Raw genomic sequence first — 16,612 nt, forward strand, 5'->3', positions numbered from 1 at the left:
CATCTCGGCCGTATATTTATGCAGGTCAGAAGCCTGTCAGGGAGATGTCCGGGAGCTGTCAGCGCGGTCCCGGCGCTCCTCGTAGCGGCGGACCGCGTCCAGCAGCCAGGTGTCCGGCCAGCCCGTGACGTCGACCGTGCCGATCCGCCGCTCGGCCTCGACGCAGCGCGGATCGTCGCGGTCGGCGAGCCCCTTGACGGCGTGGATCCGGACCAACTGCTCGTCCTCGTAGGTGAGTTCGTGGAGCACGTCGGCGAGCTCCGGAGCCCGGCCGGGGTAGTCCGAGAGCCAGCCGCACACCGACGCGCGCACCGCGGGGTCGGGATCGCGGGCCAGCTCCGTCACCACCGCGAGGTTCCCGTCCCGGACCAGCAGCCCGTCCGGACCCCGCTCCAGGGCGTACAGCGCCATCACCCGGACCCGGGCGTCGGGATGCGTCCGGTACGAGAGCCCCAGCGCCTCGATCTGCGGACTCTCCTCCTGGGTCAGCGCGTTGAGCACCGCCGCGAGGACCTCCGGGTCGCGCTCCTCGGCGGCCCACGGGAACAGGTCGGGCGCGCGGCCCGCGAAGGGTTCGCGGAGGACCACCCGGCCGTCCTCGACGCGGGTCTCCCCCAGGATCATCCGCAGCAGTACGTCGGCGGCGAAGAGCCGGCGCAGCCGGTCGGGGTGCCGGGCCAGGGCCAGGGCTTCGGCCCAGGTCTCCTCGTCCATCGGGCCGGCGGCCACGGAGGCCGACGCCGACCAGACGGCGTGGTCCGGGTCGGGGCGGGTGAGCGCTCGCGCGCACAACTCGTCGAAGGGGGCGCGCGATCCGAAGCACTCCTCCAACTCGCTCAGCACGCCCGCGTGACCGTCCCGCACGGTCGCCCCGCCCAGCGTGAGCTGCTCGTAGTGGCAGGAGTGGGCGGTGTCCTCGACGCGCTCCCGCCGCACGGGCGCGGTGCTTCCGGTACGACGGCGCAGCCCCGCCTCCGTGCCGGTCCGGGTCCAGCGGCGGGCGCGGTCCAGCAACTCGGCGCGTACGGCCGGGTCTTCGGGGGGTTCCGGCGCGTACAGCAGTGCCCGCACCATCCCGACGCTGCCGCCGTCGACGGCCCATGTCAGCGGGGTACGGCGGTCCGCGCCGGCGTTCAGCAGCACCTCGACCACGGCGTCGTCGTACGCGGCGACGGCGAGACACAGCACGGGGACGCCGTCCGTGTCGTCGAGACCGTCGGGATCGGCACCGTCCGCGAGGAGCGCCTCGACGGCGCGGGCGTCTCCCTGTCGTACGGCCTCGCCGAGTGACCTCACGTGAGGTGTTTCCTCACTGCCCAAGAACCGTCGCCCCCGCCGCCGGGCCGGAGGCCGTGCGGACCGTCCTGCATGTGTCGGACGCCCTGAGGGCGGCCGCGATCGTCGTCGCGGACTCCGGGTCGCGGGCGAGGAACGCGGTCGTGGGGCCCGAGCCGGAGACCAGGCCGGTGAGGGCGCCCGCGGCGCGGCCCGCGGCGAGGGTGTCGGCGAGTTCCGGGAAGAGGGAGAGCGCGGCGGGCTGGAGGTCGTTGGAGACGGCCGCGGCGAGCGCGTCCGGGTCGCCCTTGGCCAGCGCGTCGAGCAGTTCCTCCGAGGCGACGGGCTCCGGGACGTCCCGCCCCTCGGCGAGCCGGTCGAACTCCCGGAACACCGCCGGCGTCGACAGCCCGCGCTCCGCCATCGCGAAGACCCACGAGAACGACCCGCCGACCTCCAGCGGCCGCAGCTTCTCCCCGCGTCCCGTCCCGAGCGCCGCCCCGCCCACCAGGCTGAACGGCACGTCACTGCCCAACTCCGCGCAGATGTCGAGCAGTTCCGCCCGGGACGCACCGGTCCCCCACAGCGCGTCGCAGGCCAGCAGCGCACCCGCGCCGTCCGCGCTGCCGCCCGCCATGCCCCCGGCGACGGGGATGTCCTTGGCGATGTGGAGGTGCACGGAGGGGTCGAGGCCGTGGCGTTCGGCGAGTGCCAGGGCCGCGCGCGCCGCGAGGTTCGTACGGTCGAGGGGGACCTGGCCGGCGTCGGGGCCCTCGCAGGTGATCCGCAGCTCGTCGGCCGGGGTGACGGTGACCTCGTCGTACAGGCCGACCGCGAGGAAGACGTTGGCCAGGTCGTGGAAGCCGTCGGGGCGGGCGGCGCCCACCGCGAGCTGGACGTTGACCTTGGCGGGGACGCGGACGGTGACGCTCACTGGTGACCGGGCTCCTTGTGCGCTGCGGACTCGACGTGCTCGGCGGGCTCGGACGTCCCGGTGCCCTCGGTGTGCGCGGCGCCTTCGGGGCTCCCGGTCTGCCCACCGTGCTCCGCGATGCGCGCGAACTCCTCCACCGTGAGCGACTCACCGCGGGCCTGGGGCGAGACTCCGGCCGCCACGAGGGCCTGTTCCGCAGCCGCTGCCGAGCCCGCCCAGCCGGCGAGCGCGGCCCGCAGGGTCTTGCGGCGCTGGGCGAAGGCCGCGTCGACCACGGCGAACACCTGCTCCTTCGACGCCGTCGTCTTGATCGGCTCGGTCCTTCTGGTCAGCGCGACCAGCCCGCTGTCGACGTTCGGCGCGGGCCAGAACACGTTGCGGCCGATCGACCCGGCGCGCTTGACCTCCGCGTACCAGTTCGCCTTCACGGACGGGACGCCGTACACCTTCGAGCCGGGGGCCGCGGCGAGCCGGTCGGCGACCTCCGCCTGGACCATCACCAGGGTGCGCTCGATGGTCGGGAAGGTGGCGAGCATGTGGAGGAGGACGGGGACGGCGACGTTGTAGGGGAGGTTCGCGACGAGTGCCGTTGGCAAGGGGGCCGGGAGGTGGGTGACCTGCATGGCGTCTTCGTGTACGAGGTGGAAGCGGGCCGCGCGGTCCGGCATGCGGGCGGCGATGGTGGCCGGCAGTGCGCTTGCGAGTACGTCGTCGATCTCTACGGCGGTTACCCGGTCGGCTGCTTCCAGGAGGGCGAGGGTGAGTGAACCCAGGCCTGGGCCTACCTCCAGTACGACGTCCTCGGGCTTCACCTCGGCGGTGCGGACGATCCTGCGGACCGTGTTCGCGTCGATCACGAAGTTCTGGCCGCGCTGTTTGGTGGGGCGTACGCCGAGTGCGGCCGCTAGTTCGCGGATGTCTGCGGCGCCGAGGAGGGCGTCTTGGGAGGGGCTGGTCACGGTTTAAGACTAGCTGCGGGCCGGTGGGGGCTTGTCGCGCAGTTCCCCGCGCCCCTAAAAGCTAAAAGCGCTCCAGTCACCCGTGCAGTCTTGAGCCGCAGTGCGGCCACGGACTCGCGCCCCTGTTCACGTACAGCTTCTTCGCCCTGAACGTCTGTTCCGCCGCCGGGGCGTCCTGGGGGCGGCCGGAGCCGCCGAGGCCCTGCCAGGTCCGGGTGTCGAACTGGTACAGGCCGCCGTACGTTCCCGAAGGGTCCACCGCGTCTGGGCGGCCGCCGGACTCGCAGGCCGCCAGGCCCTGCCAGTTCAGGTGGTCCGCGCCCTGGACCGAGGTCGGCAGGGGCTTCGTGCCGACCTTCACGATCTGGGTGCGGGGCTCGCGGACCACCTCCGTGCCGATCCGGCGCGGCTTCTGCCGGACGCCGTTGACGGTCCGGAGGGAGTACGTGACCCGGCGCAGGCCCGGCTGGCCCGCCTGCTCCACGGACTCCGTGCCCCGGAACAGCGAGGGGTCCTCCGTCCGCTCCACCCGGAACGGGATCCGCTCCTCGCGGACCTCCTTCGTGCCGGTGATCCGCAGGACCGTAACGGTCTGGCCGTCGCGCGGGAAGCTGCCCGGTGCCACCGAGGTGGTGTCCATGCCGCTGAGGGTGACCCCGGCCTCCTCCACGACCTCGGCGACCGTCGCCGCGTTGGTGCGGATGGTGCGGGCCCGGCCGTCCGCCATGACCGTCACCGACCGCTCGGTGCGCACGTCCAGCGCGAGCCCCTCGCGTCCGATGCGCCGGGAGCGCGAGGTGGAGACGTACGCGCCCTCCGCGCGCACCCCGAGCTGTTCGAGCGCCCCGTCCACCGTCCGCGCCGTCGTCCACACCTCGCGCCGGTGCCCGTCGAGCGTGAGCCGCACGGGACGGCCGTAGCGCACCGCGACCTCGTCCCCGCTGGCCAGCGCCTCATCGGGGGCGGGCGCGATCACGTCGTGCGCCCCCACCTCCACGCCCTCCTCGGCGAGCAGTTCGGTCACGTCGTCCGCGAAGGTGTGCAGGGTGCGGGGCTTGCCGTCGACGGTCAGCTCGATCGCCTTGTCCTTGGCGACGAACGCGGTGGTGCCGCCCGCGAGGAACGCGACGACCAGCGCCTGTGGCAGCAGTCGGCGCACGGTGCTGTCCGAGCGCTCCATGGAGCGGGTACGGCGTCGGCGCGCGGCCCGCCGGCTCGCACCGCCGCCGCCTGCGCCCCCGCCTCCCCCAGAGCGCGTGCCGGGTGCGGGCGCCGGGGTCTCGTAGGCGGGCCGGTAGGTGTCCTCGTACGGCGTCGCGTACGGGCCGTACACGAGGGTGTCCGGAACGGTCGGCGCCTCGGATCCGGCGTACGCCGGGGCGTCGTAGGGCTCGACGGGCGCGTAGGCCTCGTACGGCTCGTATGTCTCGTACTGGGATCTGCTCACGCCGACACGCTCCAGGGGTCCGGATCGGGCCCACAGAACCTAGCGGAGTGACCGTCACTCTCCAAAGCGACGCGGCTACCCGGAGTTACGTTCGAGACGGGCCGCCTCCGGGTCAGTACCCGAAGGCGCGTGCGGTGTTGGCGGCGAGTGCCGTGGCCAGCGCGTCCTCGTCGACCCCGCGCACGGCGGCCATCGCGCGGACCGTGACCGGAACGAGGTACGGGGCGTTGGGCCGTCCGCGGTAGGGCGCCGGGGTGAGGAAGGGCGCGTCGGTCTCCACCAGGAGCAGCTCCGGCGGGGCCACCGCGACCGCGTCCCGGAGGTTCTGGGCGTTCTTGAAGGTGACGTTGCCGGCGAAGGACATGAAGTACCCGGCGCGGGCGCAGATCTCGGCCATCGCGGCGTCACCGGAGTAGCAGTGGAAGACGGTGCGCTCGGGGGCGCCCTCCTCCTTCAGCACGCGCAGGACGTCCTCGTGGGCGTCGCGGTCGTGGATGACGAGGGCCTTGCCGTGCCGCTTGGCGATCTCGATGTGGGCGCGGAACGAGCGCTCCTGCGCCTCCTTGCCCCCGAGGCCGGTGCGGAAGTAGTCGAGACCGGTCTCGCCGACGCCCTTGACCTGCGGGAGTGCGGCCAGGCGGTCGATCTCGGCGAGCGCCTCGTCCAGGGCGCCCTCTCCGCCGGGAGTGCGCGCCCCCTGCCGCGACCAGCCGTCCGGGTCGCCGTGGACGATCCGGGGGGCCTCGTTGGGGTGCAGGGCGACGGTCGCGTGGACGGCGTCGTGCGCGGCGGCCGTCTCGGCGGCCCACCGCGAGCCCCGGATGTCACAGCCGACCTGCACGACCGTGGTCACCCCGACCGACGCGGCCTTCGCGAGCACCTCCGCCACGGTCCCGGACTGCATGTCGAGGTGGGTGTGGGAGTCGGCGACGGGCACCCGGAGGGGCTCCGGGAGCGGCGGCGCGGCGTTCCTGTCGGCCTTGTCGGCCTTGTCGGTGGAGGAGGGCATGGCCCAATCCTACGAAAGGACCATGCCCTCCTCGTCGGCGCCAAGGCCCGAGCTTGAGGGGGGAGTCAGCTCGCCTTGCGCTGGAACGGGTGAAGCAGGTCGGACAGGTGCCAGTGATGCCGTTCTACGACGTCCCCCGCCACCTCGGCCTCTCCGCCCTGCGCGGGCACCTCCGCCACCTCGACCGGACCGGCCTGCGGCACCTGCCGCTGGTGGCGGTAGGCCGCCTCGCGCACCGAGGACACCTGGCCCGCGGCCATGATGCGCACCACGTGCCCGTCGCAGTTCTGGCAGCAGGGCCGGCTCAGCGGGGAGGGCACGACCTGGCCGTTCGCGACGTACATCACGAACTCGTGGCCGCCGGCGTCACGGTGGTGCTCGATCTCGTACGACTGCTCCCAGCCGTGCCCGCACCGCATGCAGGCGAAGGAATACGACTCGTGGACGACTGCGGTCGCTCCGTCGCGAAGCGCGTGCTGCCCTGCGATCTCGCTCATGCCAGCTCCTCTGGTCCGCTGGACACCGGGACGGGTGCGTCCCTGCACTCCAGTGGACGCCTCCACGGGCCCGAACGCAGCAGCCCTGTCGAGTGTTGGAGCCGATTTGGACTTTCCTTGCCAAACCGCCTCGGCGCGCCGTCGTGGCCTTTGCTTTCCGAGACAGCCCTTTGCCCGCACATGGGGCGCACGCTCAGACGACATGCGCCCTGCTCAGAGGGGGTATGACCTACCTCACGCGCCTCATCCGGACGGCGCGTTCTTTGCTGCAACGACCGCATCGAACACGACCCTCTTGGGCACCCCCGCGTCCACCGCCACCGCGGCGATCGCCTCCTTACGGCGCTCCCCCGCCTCCTCGCGCACCCGCACCCGGCGCACCAGTTCGGCGTCGTCGATCTCCTCGGCGCCCTTCTCCGGCGCCCCCTCGACGACCACGGTGATCTCGCCGCGCACCCCCTCGGCCGCCCACACCGCGAGCTCCCCCAGCGGACCGCGCTTGACCTCCTCGTACGTCTTGGTCAACTCCCGGCAGACGGCGGCACGTCGGTCGGCGCCGAAGACCTCGGCCATCGCCGCGAGGGTGTCGTCGAGCCGGTGCGGGGCCTCGAAGTAGACGAGCGTGCGCCGCTCGCCCGCGACCTCGCGCAGCCGGGTCAGCCGCTCGCCCGCCTTGCGCGGCAGGAACCCCTCGAAGCAGAACCGGTCGACGGGCAGCCCGGACAGCGCGAGCGCGGTCAGCACGGCGGACGGCCCGGGTACGGCGGTGACGCGGATGTCCTTCTCGACCGCGGCGGCGACCAGCCGGTAGCCGGGGTCGGACACGGACGGCATCCCGGCGTCGGTGACGAGCAACACCCGTGCGCCGCCGACGAGTTCCTCGACCAGCTCGGGCGTACGGGCGGCCTCGTTGCCCTCGAAGTACGACACGATCCGGCCCTTGGGCGTCACGCCCAGCGCCTGCGTGAGCCGCCGCAGCCGCCGTGTGTCCTCGGCCGCGACGACGTCGGCCCCGGCGAGTTCCTCCGCGAGCCGGGGCGGCGCGTCCGCGATGTCGCCGATGGGGGTGCCCGCCAAAACAAGGGTTCCAGTCACGCCTTTCATCCTTGCAGGGACCGCCCGAACCGGACGCATCCGCCCATGCACGGGACTCACACAGCCCTGTTCCCTACGATGGCGCGGTGACCAGTACCGCGTCCTCCACGGACACCCGGCAGGACCAGGCCCCCCAGGACCGGCGGCCGTCGTGGCAGCAGAGGCTGCGCCGTTTCGGCTACACGGCCGCGCCCAGAAGCGATCTGCGCGACCGCCTGGTGCCGCCGTACGCCCAGCCCAGCCCGCGGATCTGGCAGATGCTCGGGGTCCCACCGGCGCTCGCGGACCGCGTCACCCGCTGGTCGGGCTGGATCGGCCCACTGCTGGTGACCCTGCTCGCGGGCGTGATGCGGTTCTGGCACCTGGGCCAGCCGAAGAAGGTGATATTCGACGAGACGTACTACGCGAAGGACGCGTGGGCGCTCGTCCACCGCGGCTTCGAGCTCAGCTGGGACAAGAACGTCGACAAGCTGATCATCTCCTCGAACGGCGACGTCCCCCTCCCGACGAACGCGGCGTACGTCGTGCACCCGCCCGTCGGCAAGTACGTCATCGGGCTCGGCGAGCTGATGTTCGGGCTCAATCCGTTCGGCTGGCGGTTCATGACCGCGCTGCTCGGCACGCTCGCGGTGCTCATCGTGTGCCGGGTGGGCCGGCGCATCTTCCGCTCGACGTTCCTCGGCTGCTTGGCGGGCGCGCTGATGGCGGTGGACGGGCTGGCCTTCGTGATGGCCCGCACCGCGCTGCTCGACGGCGTGCTGATGTTCTTCGTGGTGGCCGCGTTCGCCGCGCTGGTCGTGGACCGGGACAAGGCGCGCGAGAAACTCGCGGCCGCGCTGCCCGTGGACGCGGACGGCCGGCTGCGCCCCGACCCGGCGATCGGCGACAGGTTCCGGCTCGGCTGGCGGCCGTACCGCTGGCTGGCGGGCCTGCTGCTGGGCCTCGCCATCGGCACCAAGTGGAACGGCCTGTTCTTCCTGATCGCCTTCGGCATCATGGCGGTGCTGTGGGACGCGAACGCCCGCAAGGTCGCGGGGGCGCGCAACCCGTACGTCTCGGCGTTCATGTACGACGCCGGCATCGCGTTCCTCGCGATGGTGCCGGTCGCGGTCGTCACGTACTTCACCTCGTGGATCGGCTGGATCCTCTCCCCCGCGGACGGCACCGGCGGCTACTACCGCAACTGGGCGGCGACCGACGGCAAGGGCGGCAGCTGGACCTTCCTGCCCGACTGGCTGCGCAGCCTGTGGCACTACGAGCACGAGGTCTACAAGTTCAACGTCGGCCTGCACTCGCCGCACACGTACATGTCCAACCCCTGGAGCTGGATCGTCGACGGCCGCCCGGTCTCCTTCTTCTACGAGTCCCCCGACCCCGGCACGGACGGCTGCCCAGTGAACGCGGGCGAGAAATGCGCCCGCGAGGTCCTGGCCATCGGCACGCCACTGCTCTGGTGGGCGGCCTGCTTCGCGATCCTCTACGTCCTGTACCGCTGGTTCTTCCGCCGCGACTGGCGAGCGGGCGCGATCGCCTGCGCCATCGCGGCGGGCTACCTCCCCTGGTTCAACTACCAGGAACGCACGATCTTCTTCTTCTACACGATCGTCTTCCTCCCGTTCCTGTGCCTGGCGGTAGCCATGCTGGCCGGCGCCTTGATCGGCCCACCACGCTCGTCGGAAACCCGCCGAGTGGCCGGCGCCACGGCCGCGGGTGTCCTGGTTCTTTTGATCACCTGGAACTTCATCTACTTCTGGCCGCTGTACACGGGGACGTCTATCCCGATCGATGATTGGCGGTCGCGGATGTGGATCGATACGTGGGTCTAGCCGCGCCCTGCTGCGTCCACACGGCGGGCCAGGCCCCGCAGCTCCTCCCGCAACCGTGCCGCCTCCGGGCCGTTCAGTTCCGTTGCTGCCAGCAGGGCTCCTGGGACGCGGGTCGCGCGTGAGCGGAGTTCCTCTGCGCGGCCCGTGCAGGCGACGCGTACCGAGCGTTCGTCGTTCGGGGCGCGTTCCCGGTGTACCAGGCCCGCGCTCTCCAGCCGTTTGAGGAGCGGCGAGACCGTGCCGTAGTCCAAGCGGAGCGCCGCCGTGAGGTCCTTCACCGAGGTCTCGCCGCGTTCCCACAGGACCAGCAGGACCAGGTACTGCGGGTACGTGAGGCCGAGTTCGTCGAGGAGTGGACGGTACGCGGCGGTCACCGCGCGCTGGGCGGCGTACAGGGCGAAGCACAACTGGTCGTCCAGTAGGAGCGACCCGGTGTCCTCTTCGTTAGTCACGCGCCCATTGTCACGGACCGCGGGTCGAAGCCGAACGGCAACTCCAGGCGGTGCGCCCGCATCAGGTCGTCGTCGGAGAGCAGCCCGCCCGTGGGGCCGTCCGCGGCGATCGTGCCCTCGCTCAGGATCAGTGCGCGTGGGCACAGTTCCAGGGCGTAGGGGAGGTCGTGTGTGACCATCAGGACCGTCACGTCCAACGACCGCAGGATGTCGGCGAGTTCGCGTCGGGACGCCGGGTCCAGGTTGGAGGACGGCTCGTCCAGGACGAGGATCTCCGGCTCCATCGCCAGGACCGTCGCGACCGCCACCCGGCGGCGTTGGCCGAAGGAGAGGTGGTGCGGGGGGCGTTCGGCGAACTCCGCCATGCCTACCCGTTCGAGAGCGGTCCGCACCCTCGCCTCCAGCTCCGCCCCCTTCAGACCCGCCGCCGCCGGGCCGAACGCCACGTCCTCGCGCACCGTCGGCATGAAGAGCTGGTCGTCCGGGTCCTGGAAGACGATGCCGACCTTGCGGCGGATCTCCGCCATGTTCCGTTTGTCCACGGGCAGTCCGGCGACCTCGACCGTGCCCACCCCGCCGCCGAGGATGCCGTTGAGGTGCAGGACCAGCGTCGTCTTGCCCGCGCCGTTCGGCCCGAGCAGCGCGACCCGTTCACCGCGCGCGATCGTGAAGTCCACGCCGAACAGCGCCTGATGACCGTCGGGATAGGCAAAAGCGAGGCCGGAGACCTCCAACGAAACAGTGCTCACAGCGTCCATCCCAACACGCAGACCAGCAGAGCGGCGACGGGGAGCACCGCAGCGTACGTCCACTGCGCCCGCGACGCCGTCACCTCGTCGATCACCGGCACCGAACCGGCGTACCCCCGGCTCACCATGGCCAGGTGCACGCGCTCGCCACGCTCGTAGGAGCGGATGAACAGCGCCCCGGCCGACTTCGCGAGCACGCCCCAGTGCCGTACGCCCCGCGCCTCGAACCCCCGCGACTCCCGCGCGATCCGCATCCGCCGCATCTCGTCGGTGATGACATCGCCGTAGCGGATCATGAACGACGCGATCTGCACCAACAGCGGTGGCAGACGGAGGCGTTGGAGACCCAGCAGCAGCGCGCGCAGTTCCGTGGTGGAGGCCAGCAGGACCGAGGCGGCGACCCCGAGCGTGCCCTTGGCGAGCACGTTCCACGCGCCCCACAGGCCGTTCACGCTCAACGACAGCCCGAGCACCGAGACCCGCTCGCCCTCCGCGACGAACGGCATCAGCACCGCGAACGCCACGAACGGCACCTCGATCAGCAGCCGCTTCAGCAGGAAGGCGGCCGGCACACGGGCGACGTACGCGACGACGCCCAGGAGGACGGCGTACAGCCCGAACGCCCACATCGCCTCCCGCGGGGTCGAGACGACGACCACCACGAAGGCGAAGACCGCGGCGAGTTTCGTGTGCGGCGGCAGGGCGTGCACGGGCGAGTGCCCGTGCCGGTACAGCCTGTGCGCGTGTCCGGCGCCCACGTCAGACGCCCGACGCTTCGGCCGTACGACGCCTGCGGACCACCCAGAACACCCCGCTGCCCGCGACGACGGTCGCCCCGACACCGAGAACGCCCGCCAGCCCCCCGGACAGGCGGGCGTTCTCGACATCCTTGACGCCGTAGTCGGCGAGCGGCGAGTCCGCGGAGGCGTGCTCCTCGGTCCTCGCGTCGATGCCCTTGTCGGCGGCGACCTTCTCCAGCCCGTCGGGGCTGGCGGAGGCGTAGAAGCTGACGAACCCGGCGAGGACCAGGGAGGTGGCGAGGCCGGTGATCCACAGCCCACGGCGGGAGGTACGCGCGGCCACGGGCTCGGCGGCCGGTACGTCCACCAACTCGCCGCCGACCCGCAGCTTGAGCTTCTGCTGGAGCCCCCGCGCGCCGTACACCAGGTCAGGGCGTACGGCGACGACAGCGCCGACCGTCAGCGCGGTGATCGCGGCCTCGCCGACGCCGATCAGGACGTGGACGCCGATCATCGCCGTGGCGACCTTGCCGATCGAGACGTCGGTGGTGCCGCCGAGCGCGTAGATCAGGGTGAAGGCGAGGGCCGCGGCCGGTACGGAGAGCAGCGCGGCCACGAAGGAGGCCGCGGTGATCGAACTCCGCCCGCGCGGAAGGATCTTGACCAGGCCGCGGAAGACGGCGTACGCGACGACCGTGGTGACGACGGCCATGTCCGTGATGTTCACGCCGAGCGCGGTCAGACCGCCGTCCGCGAAGAGGATGCCCTGCATCAGCAGGACCACCGACACACACAGCACACCCGTATAGGGACCTACGAGGATCGCGGCGAGCGCTCCGCCCAGCAGATGTCCGCTGGTTCCCGCGGCGACGGGGAAGTTCAGCATCTGCACGGCGAAGATGAACGCCGCCACCAGACCGGCCAGCGGCGCGGTGCGTTCGTCCAGCTCGCGGCGGGCGCCGCGCAGGCTCACGGCGACCGCGGCCGCGGCGGCGACTCCGGTCGCGGCGGAGATCGGGGCGTCTATGAATCCGTCAGGCACATGCACCGTTCGATGATAGTGGCTTGTTGCGAACCAGTTGCAAGAGCGGTGCGTGAGGAACAGCATCTTCTTCCCGGCGGGCGCCTTCCGGGAAATGTGCGACATTGGAGAGGGGGTGGACGCACAGCTTCCACACAGGTGACAGAGCGTGAGAGGGTCGTCACGATGTCCGTAGTCGAACAGTACGCCCGAGCACACATCGTCACGGACGACGACGTCGTCGAGGACCACGCGGTCCCGGTGGCCCTGCGCTACGACCCCGAGACCGACCCGCGCTCCGTCCGGTTCGGCCTGCCCGGCAGCCATGAGTGGACGTTCTCCCGGGCCCTGCTCGAACAGGGACTGCGCGCGCCCGTCGGCAGCGGAGAGGTCCGCGTGTGGCCGTGCGGGCGCGTCCAGGCGGTCGTGGAGTTCCACTCCGCGCAGGGCGTCTCGGTGGTGCAGTTCGAGACGAAGGCCCTGCTCCGCTTCCTGCGCCGGACCTATACGGCGGCGCCGGGCTCAGCCACCCAGCTTCAGACCCCCGGCTCAGCCGCCCAGCTTCAGCAGTGACGCCACGATCGGCCCGGACGTGTCGGCGCCGTGGCCGCCCGCCTGGACCACGCCCGCGGCCGCGAGGTCGCCGCGATAGGCGGTGAACCAGCCGTTCGGCTTCTCCTGGCCGTCGACCTCCGCGGAACCGGTCTTCGCGCCGACGTTGCCGGTCACCCCGGACATCGGCTCGGCCGCCGTACCGTAGGCCGCCGTGTAGGCCATCAGCTCGCGCAGCTGCGAGAGCGTGTCCGCGGACATCGTGCGCGAGGCCGTGGCCAGCTTGCGGTGGTCGACGTCGGGCGAGACCAGGTACGGCTGCCGGAAGGTGCCGGACTCGATGGTGGCGGCCACCGACGCCATGTTCAGCGGGTTCATCCGGACCCCGCCCTGTCCGATCAGCGAGGCCGCCTTCTGTGCCGCGGTCTGCACCGGCACCGATCCGTCGAAGGACGGGACGCCGATCGCCCAGTCGTTCAGGGACAGTCCGAAGACCTGCTGGGCCTGCTTGGTCAGGCTGTCGTTGTCCAGCTTGCCCGCCTGGCTGATGAAGGCGGTGTTGCAGGAGCGGGCGAAGCTCGCCTTGAAGGTGCCGCCCTTGATCTCGAACATGTCGTCGTTGTGGAACTTCCAGCCGCCGTACGTGAAGTACTTCGGGCACGGATGCGCCTTGTCCGCCGAGGCCAGGCCCTTCTCGATGAGCATCGAGGAGGTGATGGTCTTCATCGTGGAGCCCGGGGCGAGGGAGCCCAGGAAGGCGGTGTTGAAGCCGGGGCTGGCGTTGGCGACCGCGAGGATCTCACCGGTCGAGGGGCGCAGGACGACGACGGAGGAGCGGGCCTGCGTCTTGACCTGACGCTCGGCCGCCGCCTGGAGCGTCGGGTTGAGGGTCGTCTTCACCGTGCCGGGGGTGCCCTTGCTCAGCGCCACCAGCGTCTTGTCGGAGGACTTGGAGCCCTTGGCACGCACCACCCGCAGCTCGACGCCCGCCTTGCCGCCGGCCTTCTTGCCGTACTTCTCGCGCAGACCGTCGATCACCGTGCCCAGCGAGGGGTACTCGGCCGCGGTCAGCTCGTCGCCGTCCCGGTCGAGCGCCTTGACCGGCGGGGTCCCGGACTCGCCGGTGACCAGGGTGTCGCCGTCCTTGAGGTCGGGGTGGAGGACCGAGGCGTGCCAGTCGACCCGCGGCTCGCCGGTCGTGGCGGAGCGCACCACGGTCAGTGAACTCTTGTACGCCAGCGGCTTCTTGAGGCCCTTGTACGACACCGTGGCCTGCACGGAGTAGGCGATCTTGTCGCCGGTGCGGGCGCCGGGGGTGACGGTGACGCCGGTGAGGTGGGCGTCCTTGGTGTACCCGGTGAGCAGGGCGGTGGCGGCCTTGGTGTCGTCGGTGGCGGCCGCCGCCACGGCGGGCTTGCCCTGCTGCCAGGCGGTCAGGAACCGCGTGGCGGTCGCGGTGACCTCGACGGCCGACAGGGGGCCGGTCTTGATCGCCTTCTGGTCGGCGGCCGCGGACGTGTTCTGTGTCCGGTCGTCGGCCGCCGCCCCGCCGCCGTACAGCGCGTAGACGCCGAAACCGGCGCCGCCGACGACCACGGCGATCATCCCGCCGATCACGGCGGGCTTGGTCTTCCGTCGCTCGGCGGCGACGCGCTTCCTGTTACCCACGACTGACGCTTCCTCCGCGCTTTCCCAGGGTCCCCGTTGCCCTCATCCACCCCAACGACGGCAACAGCCTAGAGTCCCTCTCCCGCGCGGGTGATATCAGCCTGCCGCTCGTAGCACAGCTGCGACAATCGGCCCCGCCGCGTCGGCGCCGTGGCCGCCCTCCTCGGTCATCGCGGCGGCCGCCACGTCGTTGCGGAAACCGGTGAACCAGCTGTCGGAGACGGCCTGTCCGTCGACCTCCGCCGAGCCGGTCTTGGCGCCGAAGTCCCCGCGCATCCCGGCCATCGCGTTCATGGCCGTGCCCTGCGTCGCGGTCAGGTGCATCATCTGCTTGAGCTGCGAGGACGTACTGGCCTTCAGCCCCTCGGCGGTGGCCAGTTGCCGGTCGTCGAGCTTCGGGGAGACCAGGTAGGGCTGGCGGAAGCTGCCGGTGATGGCGGTGGCCGTCACCGAGGCCATGTTCAGCGGGTTCATCTGGACCTGGCCCTGGCCGATCATGTTGGCCGCGCGGTCCGGGCCGCTGACGGCGGGCACCTTGCCGTCGAAGGAGACGATGCCGGTCTTCCAGTCCTCGCCGATGCCGAAGTGGTCCTGGGCCTCCAGGGTCAGCGACTCGTCGGTGAGCGGCTTCTTGTCGACGAGGTTGATGAAGGCGGTGTTGCAGGAGCGCAGGAAGCTGTTGGCGAGGGTCGCGCCCGGGTTGGGGTCCATGCCCTTGAGGTTCTTGAAGGTCTGCCCCTGCCAGAAGGCGGTGGGCGTGCACGGCGCCGGGCCGGTCATCGAGGTCACGCCGTTGTCGATGAGCATCGCCGAGGTCATGATCTTCATGGTGGAGCCGGGGGGCTTGGTGCCCTCGAAGGCCGCGTTGAAGGCGTCCTTGCGGTTGTTGGCCACGGCGAGCACCTCGCCGGTGCTGGGCTTGACCGCGACGAGCGAGGACTGGCCGTACAGCTTCACGGCCTTCTCGGCGGCGGCCTGCGCGGTCGGGCTGATGGTGGTCCTCAGCTTGCCCGGGGTGCCCTCGGAGAGCGTCAGCAGCGAGGTGTCGGGCTGGGCCTGCTGGTCCGGGTGCCGGATCACCAGCTCGATGCCGGGGGTGCCGCCCGCCTTGTCGCCGTACCGGGAGCGCAGGGCGTCGATGATCCCGCCCAGCGAGGGGTACTTCTCCTTCGTCAGCACCGAGCCGTCGCGGCCCACCGCCTCGATGGGCGGGCTCGCCGCGGTGTCGGTGAGGAGGGTGTCGTCGCGCTGGAGCTTCGGGTACACGACCGAGGGCTGCCAGTCGACCAGCGCGCGCCCGGTGGTCAGCCCGCGCACGACGGTCAACTTGCTCTCGTATTCCAGGGGCTTGGACTTCCCCTGGTACGACACCGTGGCGTTCACGGTGTACGGCACGGTCCTGCCGGTCGCCTTGCCGGGCGTGATGCGGACGTCGCCGATGTGGCCGGCGGCCTTGTACGCGGTGAACAGCTGCTGGGCCACCGTGGCGTTGTTGGTGAAGCTTCCGGCGGCCTTCGCGTCGCCCTTCTCCCAGGCGGCGAAGAACTCCTTCGTGGTCTTCGCGACCTCGTCCGCGTCGGGCGGCCCGCTGCGCTTGGCGTCGCCGATCCCGCTGCCGTCGCCGCCCAGCGCGGACACGACGTTGTACGCCCCGTATCCGGCCCCGCCGACCATCACGGCGAACACCGCGCCGATGACGGCGGCCTTGACCCCCTTGGCCATGGAACTGGTCCCCTCCCGATACCCCGTTTCTGTGGGCACTCTAGGCGGGCGGTGTGACAGCCGGGGTGAGAGTTCCGTGATTTCTCAGGCCCGGGCGTCCGCCGGTCACGAGCCGACGCGTACCCGCGGTTACTACCCCCTGGTAATCCCGCCCGACCTACCGGCCGGTACCTTGTGCACGATGTTCTTGTGTGCGTCTGTTCTGGGGGGAGCCAGCCATGAGTGACGACACCGCCGTCGACACCAGACCTACGAAGATCATGTACGTCGCCGAGGCCACCGCGCACGGCGGTCGGGACGGCTTCGTCACCAGTCAGGACGGGCAGATCGAGCTGAAGGTCGCGATGCCACCGGCGCTCGGCGGGGACGGCAACGGCACCAACCCGGAGCAGCTGTTCGCGGCCGGCTACAGCTCGTGCTTCCACAACGCGCTGATCCTCGTCGGCAACCGCGCGGGCTACGACCTCACCGGCTCGACGGTCGCCGCGAAGGTCGGCATCGGCCCGAACAAGACCAAGGGGTACGGCCTCGCGGTCGCCCTCAGCGTCTCCCTCCCGGTCCTCGACCCCGGCCTCGCCGAGAAGCTGGTCGACGCGGCCCACGAGGTCTGCCCCTACTCCAACGCGACCCGCGGGAACATCGACGTGACCATCCTGCTTGGGTGAG

16 protein-coding genes are annotated in these 16,612 nt (G+C 71.4%); 3 read left to right on the top strand and 13 right to left on the bottom strand.

The window, feature by feature from the left end:
* Positions 1–36 precede the first annotated feature (36 nt).
* From ABZ896_RS02000 to rsmI, 7 genes are all read right to left on the bottom strand, one after another.
* A complete protein-coding gene (locus ABZ896_RS02000) occupies positions 37–1,296 on the bottom strand; it encodes an ankyrin repeat domain-containing protein (RefSeq protein ID WP_360920368.1) in 1,260 nt (419 codons plus the stop codon).
* A gap of 13 nt (positions 1,297–1,309) precedes the next feature.
* The gene (locus ABZ896_RS02005) at positions 1,310–2,209 is read right to left on the bottom strand and encodes a 4-(cytidine 5'-diphospho)-2-C-methyl-D-erythritol kinase (RefSeq protein ID WP_360920371.1); all 900 of its coding nucleotides are present in this window, start codon (positions 2,207–2,209) and stop codon (positions 1,310–1,312) included.
* Entirely contained in the window at positions 2,206–3,168 is a 963-nt protein-coding gene (gene rsmA, locus ABZ896_RS02010) for a 16S rRNA (adenine(1518)-N(6)/adenine(1519)-N(6))-dimethyltransferase RsmA (RefSeq protein WP_360920374.1), read from the bottom strand. The genes ABZ896_RS02005 and rsmA overlap by 4 nt, the downstream gene beginning before the upstream one ends.
* Positions 3,169–3,244: 76 nt before the next feature.
* Positions 3,245–4,615, bottom strand: a complete 1,371-nt coding sequence (locus tag ABZ896_RS02015; RefSeq protein WP_360920377.1) for a ubiquitin-like domain-containing protein — start codon at positions 4,613–4,615, stop codon at positions 3,245–3,247.
* Positions 4,616–4,727: 112 nt separating this feature from the next.
* Positions 4,728–5,624: a TatD family hydrolase gene (locus ABZ896_RS02020; protein WP_360920379.1), complete on the bottom strand. Its 897-nt coding sequence runs from the start codon at positions 5,622–5,624 to the stop codon at positions 4,728–4,730.
* A gap of 65 nt (positions 5,625–5,689) precedes the next feature.
* Positions 5,690–6,121, bottom strand: a complete 432-nt coding sequence (locus ABZ896_RS02025) for a hypothetical protein (RefSeq protein WP_360920382.1) — start codon at positions 6,119–6,121, stop codon at positions 5,690–5,692.
* 243 nt (positions 6,122–6,364) lie between these two features.
* The gene (rsmI, locus tag ABZ896_RS02030) at positions 6,365–7,216 is read right to left on the bottom strand and encodes a 16S rRNA (cytidine(1402)-2'-O)-methyltransferase (protein ID WP_360920385.1); all 852 of its coding nucleotides are present in this window, start codon (positions 7,214–7,216) and stop codon (positions 6,365–6,367) included.
* 86 nt (positions 7,217–7,302) lie between these two features.
* Here rsmI and ABZ896_RS02035 point away from each other — a divergent pair, with 86 nt between their 5' ends.
* On the top strand, positions 7,303–9,042 hold the full coding sequence (locus ABZ896_RS02035) for a phospholipid carrier-dependent glycosyltransferase (RefSeq protein ID WP_360920388.1): 1,740 nt from the start codon (positions 7,303–7,305) through the stop codon (positions 9,040–9,042).
* Here ABZ896_RS02035 and ABZ896_RS02040 read toward each other — a convergent pair.
* Genes ABZ896_RS02040 through ABZ896_RS02055 form a run of 4 tightly spaced genes read right to left on the bottom strand, consistent with a single transcriptional unit; the run spans position 9,039 to position 12,031 of the window.
* A complete protein-coding gene (locus ABZ896_RS02040) occupies positions 9,039–9,494 on the bottom strand; it encodes a MarR family transcriptional regulator (protein ID WP_360920391.1) in 456 nt (151 codons plus the stop codon). The genes ABZ896_RS02035 and ABZ896_RS02040 overlap by 4 nt on opposite strands.
* Positions 9,491–10,252 (bottom strand): ABC transporter ATP-binding protein, encoded by a 762-nt coding sequence (locus tag ABZ896_RS02045; RefSeq protein ID WP_360920394.1) that lies wholly within the window; start codon positions 10,250–10,252, stop codon positions 9,491–9,493. The genes ABZ896_RS02040 and ABZ896_RS02045 overlap by 4 nt, the downstream gene beginning before the upstream one ends.
* The gene (gene cbiQ / locus ABZ896_RS02050; protein ID WP_360920397.1) at positions 10,240–11,001 is read right to left on the bottom strand and encodes a cobalt ECF transporter T component CbiQ; all 762 of its coding nucleotides are present in this window, start codon (positions 10,999–11,001) and stop codon (positions 10,240–10,242) included. Before cbiQ ends, ABZ896_RS02045 begins: the two co-directional genes overlap by 13 nt.
* A gap of 1 nt (position 11,002) precedes the next feature.
* On the bottom strand, positions 11,003–12,031 hold the full coding sequence (locus tag ABZ896_RS02055; protein WP_360920401.1) for an energy-coupling factor ABC transporter permease: 1,029 nt from the start codon (positions 12,029–12,031) through the stop codon (positions 11,003–11,005).
* A gap of 159 nt (positions 12,032–12,190) precedes the next feature.
* Between ABZ896_RS02055 and ABZ896_RS02060 the strand changes: the two genes are divergently transcribed.
* Entirely contained in the window at positions 12,191–12,577 is a 387-nt protein-coding gene (locus ABZ896_RS02060) for an SsgA family sporulation/cell division regulator (protein ID WP_360920404.1), read from the top strand.
* On the opposite strand, the gene ABZ896_RS02065 is transcribed toward ABZ896_RS02060, so the two are convergent.
* Positions 12,554–14,224 carry a penicillin-binding transpeptidase domain-containing protein gene (locus ABZ896_RS02065; protein WP_360920407.1) on the bottom strand — a complete coding sequence of 557 codons (1,671 nt, stop codon included), beginning with the start codon at positions 14,222–14,224 and terminating at the stop codon, positions 12,554–12,556. The genes ABZ896_RS02060 and ABZ896_RS02065 overlap by 24 nt on opposite strands.
* A 96-nt stretch (positions 14,225–14,320) precedes the next feature.
* The gene (locus ABZ896_RS02070) at positions 14,321–15,946 is read right to left on the bottom strand and encodes a penicillin-binding transpeptidase domain-containing protein (RefSeq protein ID WP_360920410.1); all 1,626 of its coding nucleotides are present in this window, start codon (positions 15,944–15,946) and stop codon (positions 14,321–14,323) included.
* A gap of 218 nt (positions 15,947–16,164) precedes the next feature.
* On the opposite strand from ABZ896_RS02070, the gene ABZ896_RS02075 reads away from it, so the two are divergent.
* A complete protein-coding gene (locus ABZ896_RS02075; protein WP_360920413.1) occupies positions 16,165–16,611 on the top strand; it encodes an organic hydroperoxide resistance protein in 447 nt (148 codons plus the stop codon).
* Position 16,612 lies beyond the last annotated feature (1 nt).

It is taken from the genome of Streptomyces sp. NPDC047072 (assembly GCF_040643855.1).
GTDB lineage: Bacteria > Actinomycetota > Actinomycetes > Streptomycetales > Streptomycetaceae > Streptomyces.

Coding starts and splice junctions, on each gene's coding strand:
- ABZ896_RS02020 (WP_360920379.1), bottom strand. CDS start 5,624: ATGCCCTCCTCCACCGACAAGGCCGACAAGGCCGACAGGAACGCCGCG.
- ABZ896_RS02025 (WP_360920382.1), bottom strand. CDS start 6,121: ATGAGCGAGATCGCAGGGCAGCACGCGCTTCGCGACGGAGCGACCGCA.
- ABZ896_RS02045 (WP_360920394.1), bottom strand. CDS start 10,252: ATGGACGCTGTGAGCACTGTTTCGTTGGAGGTCTCCGGCCTCGCTTTT.
- ABZ896_RS02060 (WP_360920404.1), top strand. CDS start 12,191: ATGTCCGTAGTCGAACAGTACGCCCGAGCACACATCGTCACGGACGAC.
- ABZ896_RS02070 (WP_360920410.1), bottom strand. CDS start 15,946: ATGGCCAAGGGGGTCAAGGCCGCCGTCATCGGCGCGGTGTTCGCCGTG.
- ABZ896_RS02075 (WP_360920413.1), top strand. CDS start 16,165: ATGAGTGACGACACCGCCGTCGACACCAGACCTACGAAGATCATGTAC.